This window comes from Gordonia sihwensis, assembly GCF_029632925.1.
In the GTDB taxonomy this organism is placed as follows: Bacteria; Actinomycetota; Actinomycetes; order Mycobacteriales; family Mycobacteriaceae; genus Gordonia; species Gordonia sihwensis.
Window position 1 is genome coordinate 52277 of the sequence record NZ_CP121248.1, and the last position, 12110, is coordinate 64386.

The following is a 12110-nucleotide window of genomic DNA, read 5'->3' on the forward strand; positions in this document are numbered from 1 at the left end:
GTTCCGGGAGCCAAGAATTCTGCGGGTCGCCGCTACACGCCCAGGTCTGCCCCGGTCAGGGGCGGCGAATCCGCGAGTGCGGCGTTCTCCTCATCGGTGAACACCCGCGATCGGGACAGGAACCGGACGCCCTCGGGGGCTTCGAGGGAGAATCCGGCTCCGCGGCCGGGCACCACATCGAGGATCAGCTGCGTGTGCTTCCACAGTTCGAATTGGTCGCCGTTGATCCAGATGCGCACCGCGGGCAGCGGTTCGGGCAGTTCGACCTCGCCGACGAGCACGTCGCGCTGGCCGACCCGATACTCGCCGACCGGGTAGCACATCGGAGCGGAGCCGTCGCAGCATCCGCCCGACTGATGGATCATGAGCCCGCCGTGAAGCTCCGACAGCTTGGTCAGGAGCTCCACGGCGGAGTCGGTGGCAACCACGCGCGCGACGGTTGCAGGCTCGTTCATCGCACGCCGGCTTAGAAGAAGCCCTTGGCGCTCTGCGCGTAGCCGACCAGCAGGTTCTTGGTCTGCTGGTAGTGGCTGAGCATCATCAGATGGTTCTCGCGGCCGACGCCCGACTGCTTGTAGCCGCCGAAGGCGGCGTGCGCCGGGTAGTCGTGGTAGGTGTTGGTCCACACCCGGCCGGCCTGGATGTCGCGGCCCGCGCGGTAGGCGACGGCGCCGTTACGGCTCCACACGCCGGCGCCCAGGCCGTACAGCGTGTCGTTGGCGATGGAGAGCGCGTCGTCGTAATCGGTGAACGAGGTCACCGACAGGACCGGTCCGAAGATCTCCTCCTGGAAGATCCGCATGTCGTTCTTGCCGCCGAAGACGGTCGGCTGGATGTAGAAGCCACCGGAGAGGTCGCCGCCCAGATCGGCGGGCTCGCCGCCGGTGAGCACCTTGGCGCCCTCCTGCTTGCCGATCTCCAGGTACGACTTGATCTTCTCCCACTGATCGTTGCTCGCCTGGGCGCCCATCATGGTGTCGGTGTCGAGCGGGTTGCCCTGCTTGATGGCGGCGACCCGGGCGACGGCGCGCTCGAGGAAATCGTCGTAGATGCTGCTCTGCACCAGCGCGCGGCTCGGGCACGTGCACACCTCGCCCTGGTTCAGGGCGAACATCGAGAAGCCCTCGAGTGCACGGTCGAGGAAGCCGTCGTCGGAGGCCATCACGTCCTCGAAGAAGATGTTCGGGCTCTTGCCGCCCAGCTCCAGGGTCACCGGGATCAGGTTCTCCGACGCGTACTGCATGATGAGGCGGCCGGTGGTGGTCTCGCCGGTGAAGGCGATCTTGCGGATGCGGTTGCTCGAGGCGAGCGGCTTGCCCGCCTCGACGCCGAAGCCGTTCACGATGTTCACGACGCCGTCCGGCAGCAGATCGCCGATCAGGCTCATCACGTACAGGATCGACGCCGGGGTCTGCTCGGCCGGCTTCATGACGATCGCGTTGCCCGCGGCCAGGGCCGGGGCCAGCTTCCAGGTCGCCATCAGGATCGGGAAGTTCCACGGGATGATCTGACCGACGACGCCCAGCGGCTCGTGGAAGTGGTAGGCGACGGTGTCCTTGTCGATCTCGGAGATGCCGCCCTCCTGGGCGCGGATGGCGCCGGCGAAGTAGCGGAAGTGGTCGATCGCCAACGGGATGTCGGCGGCGAGTGTCTCGCGGACGGCCTTTCCGTTCTCCCACGACTCGGCGACGGCGATCGCCTCGAGGTTCTCCTCCATGCGATCGGCGATCTTGTTCAGGACGGCGGCGCGCTCGGCGACCGACGTCTTGCCCCACGCCGGTGCGGCGGCGTGCGCGGCGTCGAGCGCCAGATCGATGTCCTCGGCGGTGGAGCGGGCCACCTCGCAGAAGGTCTTGCCGTCGACGGGCGACGGGTTCTCGAAGTACTGACCCTTCACCGGCGGAACCCACTTGCCGCCGATCCAGTTGTCGTAGCGGGACTGGTAGCTCATCAGCGAGCCGTCGGCTCCGGGCTTTGCGAAGACGGTCATGATGCTTGCACTCCTTCGTGGATTCACTTCAATCGGTGAGGTGAATCACACACTAGGGGTGATGTGGTTGCAGTCGCGTTGCATCGCGGCGCGGGGTGCGCCCGGCGCCCTCAGCGCCGCACTCCGAACCGCCGATCGAGCAGCCGGACCCGCCCCTGTGCGACCGCCCGCTGCGGATGTCCGGCGGGGAGCCGCTGGGCGAGCGCGTTCCACGCGGTGATGTCGTCCCGGCCGTGCGGCGAGGCGACCCACGCGTTCAGGGCGACGAGGTCGCCGGTGCCGAACATGCGCGATCGCAGGTCTTCGCGCACTTCGTCGAACAGTTCCACCACGCCGGGGGCGAGGGACTCGGACAGCAGTCCGCCGCGCCCCAACGCCCGGACCGCCGCGGTCAGATCGCCCGCGGCGATGAGCCCGCGCAACTCGTCGACGTCGGAGCCGGCGTCGACGGTGAGCCGGTACGGGCGGGCGGCGATCACATCGCCGAGGTCGCGCCGCAGCCGCGAGATCTCGGCGCGCACGGTGACCGCGCCGAGCCCCTCGTCCGAGAGCATCGTCGCGAGTTGCTCGGTCCCCAGACCTTCGGGGTAGCTCTGCAGCAGGAGCAGGATCTCCGCGTGCCGCGGCGACAGCGGTCGGGCGGCGCCCGCGGCATCGTGCCAGTGGGCGGGGCCGTCGGTCAGCACGGTGAGCCGGGGGCGCGTGTCGGGCCGGACGAAGGTCTCGGGTGCGGCGAGGTCGACGGCGCGTGATTGCAGTTCCCGCTCCACCGCGGCGACCACCGATCGGACCGCCGCGAGAGCGAACGGTGCCGCGGCCGCGGGTCCGCCGGTGACGTCGACGACGCCGAGCAGTTCGCCCGACACCGGATCGTGCACCGGGGCCGCGGCGCAGTTCCAGTTCTGGACGGGACCGGAGAAATGCTCCGGACCGATGATCTGCACACCGCGATTCATCGTCAGGGCGAGTCCGGGCGCATTGGTGCCGACGGTGTCCTCGCTCCACACCGAGCCCTCGACGAAGTTGATGCGGGCCGCGGCGTCACGGGCTCCGTGGTCGCCCTCCACCCACAGAAGCCGGCCCTGGTTGTCGGTGAGCGCGACCACCACGCCGGAATCGGCGATGTCGTCGAGCATCAGCGACTGCACCAGCGGCCGCACGGCCGCCAGCCGATGCGACGAGCGGTACGCGTCGAAGGCATCACCCGACATGGGGGCACCGGCGTCGTGGCCGGGTTCCACCTCACCGGGATCCACTCCTCGGCTGCGGGACCGCTCCCACGATTCCCGGACCAGCGAGCGCACGGAGTCGTCGGCGGGTGAGACACCGGCGAGGAACTGCTCGTAGGCACGGCGGACGCGAGTCGACACGCCGGCGCCGTCTCTCATCGCGTTCAACTCCCGACTGTTTTCGCAGGTCCTCGTCCTTCGATTGTGCCTGCACGGTGTGACCCGGGCAACGACCGGCCCCGTCTGCGGCCCGGGCTACACCGATTGCCGCGATCGCGAAGCGTTGTGCCGGGCCCATGACAAACGTCATGGCGAACCGATGACATCCGCTCTGGGTGACCGGCGTCCCCCGGCGGGAGAGTGAATGTCATGACACAACGACATCTCACCCCAGCGCGAACCGCGTCGACGGTTCCGGCCATCGCCATCTCCGATCTGTCGAAGCGGTTCCGCGGCTCGAAGGGCGAGACCGTCCAGGCCGTCGACGGCATCGACCTTCAGATCCAGCCCGGCGAAGTGGTGGCCTTCCTCGGACCCAACGGCGCGGGCAAGACGACCACCATCGACATGATCCTCGGCCTCACCACACCCGACTCCGGCGAGGTGAGGGTCTTCGGCCGCGATCCGCGCGAGGCGGCGCGCGCCGGCCGGATCGCCGCGGTCATGCAGACCGGCGGACTGCTCGACGACTTCACCGTCGCCGAGACCGTCTCCACGGTCGCCGCGCTTCACGGGCGCACCGCCGACATCCCCGAGGTGATGCGCCGTGCCGACATCGCCGATCTCGGCGCTCGCAAGGTCTCCCGGTGCTCGGGCGGTGAGCAGCAGCGACTCAAGTTCGCGCTGGCGTTGCTGCCCGATCCCGACCTCATCGTCCTCGACGAGCCGACCGCCGGGATGGACGTGGAGTCGCGCAGGACCTTCTGGGCCGCCATGCGAGCCGACGCCCAGCACGGCCGCACCGTCCTGTTCGCCACCCACTATCTGGAGGAGGCGGACTCCTTCGCCGACCGCATCGTGATGATGGCGAGCGGCCGGGTGGTCGCGGACGGCTCCACCGCCGACATCCGCGCCCGGGCCAGCCGCCGCATCGTCTCGGCCGTCCTCGACGACGACGCCGTGCCCGGTCTCCAGCGGGTGTTCCCGGACCTGGAGATCACCGAACGGCGCGGCGGCCGGATCTATCTGTCTCTCGAGAACTCCGATGTCCTCGCCCGCCACCTGCTGACCAGCACACGCGCCCGCGATCTCGAGATCGCCAGCCACAACCTCGAAGACGCGTTCGTCGCGCTGACCACCGGCGCCTGACGCGCCGAGACCTGAAAGGCATTGCCATGAGTCTCAATTCCACCCTCGCTGCGAGCAGCGTGTCGACCGTCTATCTCCGTAACGACATCCGCCGCGTTCTGCGGAACCGGCGAGCGATGATCTTCACGGTCGCGATGCCCGCCCTCCTGTACCTCGTCTTCGGCGCCACCCAGAAGAGTTCCGAGACGGTCGGCAGCGGCAACGTCGCCTTCTACGTCCTGGTCGGCATGGCGTTGTACGGCGCGGTCCTGGCGGCGGCGTCGAACGCCGCCGCGGTCTCCATCGAGCAGCAGGCCGGCTGGACGCGCACACTGATGATGACCCCGCTGCGGCCCGCCGGTTACGTCTCGACCAAGGTCGCGCTCGCGTTGACCATGAGCGCACTGCCGGTGGTGCTGCTGGCCGTGGTCGGCGCGATCTCCGGAGCCACCGCCCCGGTCGGAGTCTGGGCGGTGTGCCTGGTGTTGGCGTGGCTCGGCTCGGCAGTCTTCGCGGCGCTGGGGCTGGCCCTGGGCAGCATTCTGAAGTCCGACGGCGCCATGCAGGCCCTCGGCGGCGTGCTCGCGCTGCTGGCCTTCGCGGGCAACGTCTTCGTCCCCCTGAACGGAACCATGCTGCGGATCGCCGAATTCACCCCGATGTTCGGCGTCGTCTCGCTGGCGCGGTACCCGCTCGACCACGGGGTCACCGTCTACGGCACCCCGATCTCCCTGTGGGTGATCATCGCGAACATCGCCTTCTGGGCCATCGCATTCGCCGTTGCGGCAAGCTACTTCTACAACCGCAGCACGCGCAGGCAGTAGTTCGCGCCGTGCCGGGACCAGTTTGGAGGAACCGATGACCGCAGCGCCCGCCCCCACCTCACCGTGGCGGAGCGGGCGCTGGCTGTTCGCGGCCGTGTGGCTGCTGTTCATGGGGTATCCGATCGCCGGGATCATCACCGCCGACGCGCGATGGCTGATGAAAGCTCTGGCCCTGGCGATCATCGCGGTGTTCGTCGTCGTCTATCTGCTGCTGTGCGTGTACTCGATGTTCGACTGCGATCCCCGCTCCGCGCCGGCGCGCAACGCCGCGATCGCCCTGCTCGCGGTTCTGATGATCGGACTGATGCCGCTGCTGTGCGCGGACGCGTTCTCCGTGGCGCCGTTCGTGATGGCGGCGGTCGCCTTCGCGGCACCGTGGCGGGTGGGGTATTCGCTGGCCGGGGTGGCGGCGGTCCTCGTCTCGGCGGTGGTCGTACCGGAATTGTTCGGATGGGAGCTCGACAGCGGCTTCCTGATCGTCCTGCTGGTCGTCGGCATCACGATGGGGTTCTCGCGCGTGATGCGCGACGGCGAGCGCGACCGGGAACTCGCCGCCGAACGCCAGCGGGAGCTGAACGGGCAGCTCGCGGTGGTCGCCGAACGCGAACGCGTGGCCCGCGACGTGCACGACATCCTGGGGCACTCGCTGACCGTGATCTCGGTGAAGTCCGAGCTCGCGGGCCGGCTCGTCGATCTCGATCCGGCGCGGGCGAAGCAGGAGATGGCGGAACTGAACGCGCTCGCCCGGCAGGCGCTCGCCGAGGTCCGGTCGACGGTCGGCAACCTGCGTGCGCCGGAACTGCCGAGTGTGGTCGCGGCCGCGGAGATCGCGCTGACGGCGGCGGAGATCGACGCCGACCTGCCGGATCCGGACGCCTACGACGGTCCGCACGCGGCGCTGTTCGCATGGGTGCTGCGCGAGTCGGTGACGAACGTGGTCCGCCACAGCGGAGCCACCCGATGCGTCGTGACGCTCACCGATCACAGCCTGACCGTCGCCGACAACGGTCACGGCTCGCCGCTGTTGACCTTCGGGAACGGCCTGCGCGGGCTCGCTGAACGGGTCGAGGCCGGCGGCGGACGCCTGACGGTCGATTCCGATGCCACCGGCACCACGGTGACCGCGAGCGTGGACGAGGGACGGTAGGTTCTTCTCCGAGAGGGGGACCGGTGGAGACCATCCGACTGCTGCTGGCCGACGACCAGGCACTGGTCCGCGGTGCGCTCGCGGCGTTGCTCGATCTCGAGCCCGACCTCGCGGTGGTCGCGCAGGTGGGCCGGGGAGACGAGGTGGTGGACGCGGCGCGGTCCAGCGGCGCCCAGGTGTGCCTGCTCGACATCGAGATGCCCGGGGCCGACGGCATCGAGGCGGCCTCCCGCATCACGCGGGAACTGCCCGGAGTCCGCTCGCTGGTGGTCACCACCTTCGGCCGGCCCGGATACCTGCGCCGCGCGGTGGACGCCGGTGCGTCCGGATTCGTCGTCAAGGACACCCCCGCCGCCGAACTGGCCGACGCCGTGCGACGCGTCCACGCCGGGCTCCGCGTCATCGATCCGACGCTGGCCACCGAGAGCCTCACCAGCGGTGACAATCCGCTCACTCCGCGCGAGACCGAGGTTCTCACCGCCGCGCTCTCGGGTGCGACCGTCGCGACCATCGCGTCGCAGGTGCACCTCTCGGCGGGCACCGTGCGCAATCACCTGTCGTCGGCCATCGGCAAGACCGGCGCGTCGACGCGGGCCGAGGCCGCGCGGATCGCACGCGATCGGGGCTGGATCTGACCCCGGTGCGACGCCGCGTCCCCGCACTGACCGGTGTCCGGACCGTCGCCGCGCTGTCGGTCTGCCTCACGCACGCCGCGTACTGGACCGGCCACTACACCGACGACTACGTGGGTCGGTTGCTGTCTCGTTTCGAGGTCGGCGTCGCGCTCTTCTTCGTCCTCTCCGGCTACCTGCTGTTCGCGCCCTGGGTGCGGGCGTTGCAGGAGACGCAATCCGGAGCGCCGGCCGAGTATCCGGGGCTGCGGCGCTACACATGGCATCGGGTGCGGCGGATCGTGCCCGCCTACTGGGTCACGGTGCTGGCGGTGTACGCGATCTTCCTGGTGCGCACGGACACGTCCGACTTCGGTCAGGGGTGGTCGGACCTGCTGCGGAACCTCACATTCACCCAGGTGTACGGGCTCGGACACCTGCACACCGGCCTCACCCAGATGTGGAGCATGGCGGCGGAGGTGGCCTATTACATCGCGCTGCCGCTGGTGGCGTGGCCGATCGCGCATCTGGTGTGCCGCGATCGGTGGCGGCCCGACCTGCTGCTCGTGTGCCTGGGCGGGCTGCTGCTGGTCTCGCCGTTGTGGACGGTGGTGGTGCACGGGTCCGACGGCGTCGACCCCACCGCGCGAATGTGGCCGCCCGCCTTCGCGAGCTGGTTCGTCGGCGGGATGGTGCTCGCCGTCCTGGCCCGGACGGTGACGCGGTGGCCCGCGATCCCGAGCGTCGCTGTCGCGGTCGGTGCGTTCCTGATCAGCGGCGGCGCGGTCGCCGGAGAGCCGACGATCGTGCCGGCCGACGCCGGAGCGACGGTCGTCAAACACACGCTCTACCTGGTGGTGGCCCTGGGTCTGGTCGGTCCCCTGGCGATCGGCCCCGGCGACGACGCGTGGTCCCGGGTGTGCGGCAGTCGGCCGATGGTGTGGTTCGGCGAGATCTCCTACGAGTTCTTCCTGGTCCACGTGATGGTGCTGGAGTTCACGATGGATCTTCTCGGGTACTCGGTCTTCACCGGATCCACCCTCGCGGCCTTCGTCGTGACCAGTGTCATCAGCGTGCCCGTCGCGTGGTCGCTGCATCGCCTCACCGCCCCGCTGTGGCGGGATTCTCCCACGCGATCTGTCGGGGTCCGCGGGTAGAATCGGCGCCATGACCTCACCGCAGCGTGCTGTCACGGCAGCCGATCTCCGTCAGTGGACGACGGATGCGCGGGTGCCCGGGCAGCCTGCGGAACTGTCCGACACCGCGTGCATTCTCATCGCTGCCGGCTATCTCGTGCCCACCGCGCGGGCGACGGTGGTCCGCCGCGTCTCGCAGGGACTGCCGATGCCGGTTCCGCAGTCGGGATTCAGTGAACTGCGGCGCGTGCAGCGCGGAATCGTGCACGCCGAGCGCAAACTGGCGTCGACGATGCTGCCGGGCGTCGTGGTCCCGATCATCCGGTCCCGGATGGCCGGGCTCACCCGCCGGCGCGACGAGGCGCACCGCGCGGTCGTCACCGGCAAGGGCGTCTTTCCGTCGGGTATGCGGGCCATTCGCCGAGAACGCCGCGAGAACGTCTACCTCGAGGTCGATGAGCGCGAGCAACTCTTCGCCGGGCTGCTCTGCACACCGGTGGCGAACCTGTCCACCTCGGGTGCCCGCTGGGCCGGCACCGATGCCCTGGACAAAGTGGCGGGAATCGTCGACAAGGTCGCCGGGCGCGCCGGACGCAGGCAGGTGGAGCACTGGGCCGACGAAGTCTTCGGGACCATGCCCACCACGCAGGACTCGTCGCGCGGTTCGAGCTTCGCCGACGGCTACGAGGCACTCCTGTTCGTCGCCGGCCACTACTACGACCGCATCCGGACCAACCCGGCCTGGCTGTCGGACCACTTCGAGATGCAGCGGGTGCAGGTGAACCTGCACGCCGAACTCGCCGAGATCGCCTCCGACGTCGTGGCGCTGCGGGCGTTGCGCGTCGATCTCGACCGCGCTCGGGACAACGGCGGTTTCGATCCCGGCTTCGTCGCCCACATCAGAGAGCGCGAAGAGGCGTTGCGGCCGGTGTGGACCGAACTGATCGACCGCGTCCACGCTCTCATCGACATCTGTGCGACCGTCGAGTCCGCGGCTGTCGAGTTGCGGCTGCTCAACGAGTTCGACCGTGCCACCACCATCGACGCGCGCATCGACCATCTGCTCTCGCGCTCCGGCGACCGCGAACTGTCCGCGGACCATTCCCGCAGGCTGTCGCAGCAGGTGCGCAGCGGCGAAGAACAGCTGCGCATCTACCGGGACGTCCTGCAGGGCAACATCGCTCAGCTCGGCACGGCGGCACCCGCGCAGCTTCCGGAGAAGTACGAGCCCTGAGTCTCAGGAGCGGGTCCACTCGCGCAGACGGTCCTTCTCGGCGGCGGTCAGGCGCCGCAGACTGTGCTTCTCGATGTCGACGACGGCCATCTGAGTGGTTGCGACGCACGCCGGGCGCGCCCCCGCGGGCGCGGCGGCGCCGGCGATCTCGTAGCCGATCGTGAAGTCGACCGATCGGAAACCCTTGATCCACATCCCGATCCGGAGCGGCGAATCGTCGTGGTGCAGCTGTGCTCGGTACCGGATGTCGACGTGGACGATCATCGCGCTCTTGATGTGCGGTGCGTAGTCGTCCCCGGCGCTCAGGAGCCACTGGATACGTGCCTCCTCCATGAGGGTCACCATCCGCGCATGGTTGACGTGACCGAAGGCGTCCATGTCCGACCACCTGACGGGGACCTGCGCGGTGAAGGCGTGGCGACGGCCGTCCGGCAGCGTCGAGGTCTCGGTCATGTCGCCGATCCTAGTGCCGGCCCAGCACGCTGCTCGGCATCGACGTTCACACGGTCGACACTTTCGCCGGGTACGCTGGGCGACCATGTGGTGCGATCGTATGTCACTGAAGCTGGTCACCGCCGGGTCTGTCGTCGCGGCTGCGGCCATGCTGGCGTCGGTGTCGACCGCACCGGTCAACGCCGCTCCCAAGGGGGCGCACGTGGTCGCGGAGAAGGTTCGGAGCATTCACCGGGTGGACCTCACCGTCAAGTCGGCGGCGATGAACGGCTCGGTGCCGGTCACGGTTCTCAGCCCCGGCGGCTCCGGTCCGCGGCCCACCGTGTACCTGCTCGACGGCGCGGACGGCGGAGACAAGGTCAGCGACTGGATCACCAAGGGCGGCGCCGAGTCGTTCTTCGCCGGGCGCAACGTCAACGTCGTCCTGCCTGCCGGTGGAGCGGGCAGCTTCTACACCAACTGGGAGAAGCCGGACAAGAAGCTCGGCAAGCCTCAGTGGGAGACCTTCCTGACGCAGGAGCTGCCGCCCGTGATCGACGCGAAGTTCAGCGGGTCCGGACGTAATGCGGTGATGGGTCTGTCCATGGGCGGCCAGTCGGCGTTCGCCCTCGCCACCCGCCACCCCAAGCTGTACCGCGGTGTCGCCTCGATGAGCGGCTGCCCGCGTGTCTCGGGCCAGGCCAACGAGGCCTACGTCCGCGCGACCGTCGCGAAGAGCGGCGCCAACGCCGACAATATGTGGGGTGCGCCCGGCTCCAAGGACTGGGTGCAGCACGATCCCGCCCACAAGCTGGACGCCCTGCGCGGGAAGGCGTTGTACATCTCGTCCGGTTCGGGTGCGGTGGGACCGCTCGACCTGGCCGCCAAGCGTGACCCCAAGGACGGCCCGGAGAACGCGCAGATCGCTGCCGGTTCGGCGCTGGAGGTGGGCGCGAACCGCTGCTCGCTCGAGTTCGCGACACTGCTGCGCGCCAACGACATCCCCTTCACCTCGGGATTCCGCCTGATCGGCACGCACAGCTGGGACTACTGGAAGCGCGACCTGCCCGAGGCGTGGAACGCCATCGCGCCCTCACTCTGACCGCGCGCCGGCGTACTTCTCCGCGAAGGTGAGGAAGGCGTCGTTCTCTGCGGGATGGGTGACGGTGACCCGCACCCCGTCGCCCGCGAACGGTCGGACGATCACCCCGGCCTCGGCGCACTCGGTCGCGAAAGGCATGGAGTCGTCGCCGAGCATCAGCCACACGAAGTTCGCCTGTGAATCGGGTACCCGGTAGCCGAGCTCGCGCAGTCGTGCCGTGACGCGTTCACGTTCGGCGACCACCGCGTCGGTCCGTGCCAGCAGCTCGTCCTGTGCGCGCAGGGAGGCGACGGCCGCGGACTGGGCCACACTGCTGACGGTGAACGGCACGTGCACCTTGTTGAGCGCGGTGATCACCTCCGGATCGCCGACCGCGTATCCGACCCGCAGGCCGGCGAGTCCGTACGCCTTCGAGAAGGTGCGCAGGACCACCAGGTTCGGGAACTCGCGCCGCAGTTCGAGGGCATCGTACGCGAACGGTCCGGTCAGCCGCATGTACTCGAAGTAGGCCTCGTCGAGCGCGACGACGATGTCTGACGGCACGGCGGCCAGGAAGTCGCGCAGCGCCTGCGCCTCGACCACCGTGCCGGTCGGGTTGTTGGGGTTGCACACGAAGATCAGGCGCGTCCGGTCGGTGATCGCGCCCGCCATGGCTGCGAGGTCGTGCACGGCGTCGCCGGTGAGCGGGATCTGGACCGGGGTGGCGCCGACGACGCGCGACGCCACCGGGTACATCTCGAACGAGCGCCAGCCGAACAGCACCTCGTCGCCCGGGACGGCGGTGACGGTGATCAGGTTCTGGCAGAGGATCACCGATCCGCAGCCGACCTGGATCTCCGCGGGGGTCACGCCCAGGCTCTTGGCCAGTTCGTCGGTGAGCTCCACCATCCCGTTGTCGGGGTAGCGGTTGGCCGTCGCTGCGGCCTCGGCGATGGCAGCGGCCACGCCGGGGAGCGGGGGGTCGGTCACCTCATTGCTGGCGAGCTTGATCGCGCCCGGAAAGGTCTTGCCGGGGACGTAGACGGGCAGGGTGTCCAGATCGGGGCGGATTCGCATGCTCACCCCTCAAATGTACGTCTGACCTGCGGGTCGATGCTCACCCGGTCGGCGATTTGCGT

The 12110-nt window shown here is 69.3% G+C and carries 12 protein-coding genes; 7 read left to right on the top strand and 5 right to left on the bottom strand.

Translation table 11 applies throughout. The features are described 5' to 3' along the window. Positions 1–32 precede the first annotated feature (32 nt). From P5P27_RS00280 to P5P27_RS00290, 3 genes are all read right to left on the bottom strand, one after another. Entirely contained in the window at positions 33–455 is a 423-nt protein-coding gene (locus P5P27_RS00280) for a DUF779 domain-containing protein (RefSeq protein ID WP_006897476.1), read from the bottom strand. Between the two features lie 11 nt (positions 456–466). Then, positions 467–1990: an acetaldehyde dehydrogenase ExaC gene (exaC, locus tag P5P27_RS00285; RefSeq protein WP_006897475.1), complete on the bottom strand. Its 1524-nt coding sequence runs from the start codon at positions 1988–1990 to the stop codon at positions 467–469. Positions 1991–2100: 110 nt separating this feature from the next. Then, entirely contained in the window at positions 2101–3378 is a 1278-nt protein-coding gene (locus tag P5P27_RS00290) for a sigma-54-dependent transcriptional regulator family protein (protein WP_278127476.1), read from the bottom strand. Between the two features lie 210 nt (positions 3379–3588). Between P5P27_RS00290 and P5P27_RS00295 the strand changes: the two genes are divergently transcribed. From P5P27_RS00295 to P5P27_RS00320, 6 genes are read left to right on the top strand one after another with little or no spacing between them, the layout of a single operon-like run. Further along, the gene (locus P5P27_RS00295; RefSeq protein ID WP_006897473.1) at positions 3589–4527 is read left to right on the top strand and encodes an ABC transporter ATP-binding protein; all 939 of its coding nucleotides are present in this window, start codon (positions 3589–3591) and stop codon (positions 4525–4527) included. Between the two features lie 26 nt (positions 4528–4553). Then, a complete protein-coding gene (locus P5P27_RS00300; protein WP_006897472.1) occupies positions 4554–5330 on the top strand; it encodes an ABC transporter permease in 777 nt (258 codons plus the stop codon). Positions 5331–5364: 34 nt separating this feature from the next. After that, positions 5365–6477, top strand: a complete 1113-nt coding sequence (locus P5P27_RS00305) for a sensor histidine kinase (RefSeq protein WP_278125860.1) — start codon at positions 5365–5367, stop codon at positions 6475–6477. A gap of 23 nt (positions 6478–6500) precedes the next feature. Further along, a complete protein-coding gene (locus tag P5P27_RS00310; RefSeq protein WP_006897470.1) occupies positions 6501–7112 on the top strand; it encodes a response regulator transcription factor in 612 nt (203 codons plus the stop codon). Between the two features lie 5 nt (positions 7113–7117). Continuing rightward, the gene (locus P5P27_RS00315; protein ID WP_006897469.1) at positions 7118–8245 is read left to right on the top strand and encodes an acyltransferase family protein; all 1128 of its coding nucleotides are present in this window, start codon (positions 7118–7120) and stop codon (positions 8243–8245) included. Positions 8246–8255: 10 nt separating this feature from the next. Further along, entirely contained in the window at positions 8256–9458 is a 1203-nt protein-coding gene (locus P5P27_RS00320; protein ID WP_006897468.1) for a hypothetical protein, read from the top strand. 3 nt (positions 9459–9461) lie between these two features. Here P5P27_RS00320 and P5P27_RS00325 read toward each other — a convergent pair whose 3' ends face one another. Beyond that, the gene (locus P5P27_RS00325) at positions 9462–9911 is read right to left on the bottom strand and encodes an acyl-CoA thioesterase (protein WP_006897467.1); all 450 of its coding nucleotides are present in this window, start codon (positions 9909–9911) and stop codon (positions 9462–9464) included. Between the two features lie 100 nt (positions 9912–10011). On the opposite strand from P5P27_RS00325, the gene P5P27_RS00330 reads away from it, so the two are divergent. Then, positions 10012–10992 carry an alpha/beta hydrolase gene (locus tag P5P27_RS00330; protein WP_006897466.1) on the top strand — a complete coding sequence of 327 codons (981 nt, stop codon included), beginning with the start codon at positions 10012–10014 and terminating at the stop codon, positions 10990–10992. Here P5P27_RS00330 and hisC read toward each other — a convergent pair. Then, positions 10984–12054, bottom strand: a complete 1071-nt coding sequence (gene hisC, locus P5P27_RS00335; RefSeq protein ID WP_278125864.1) for a histidinol-phosphate transaminase — start codon at positions 12052–12054, stop codon at positions 10984–10986. The genes P5P27_RS00330 and hisC overlap by 9 nt on opposite strands. Positions 12055–12110 lie beyond the last annotated feature (56 nt).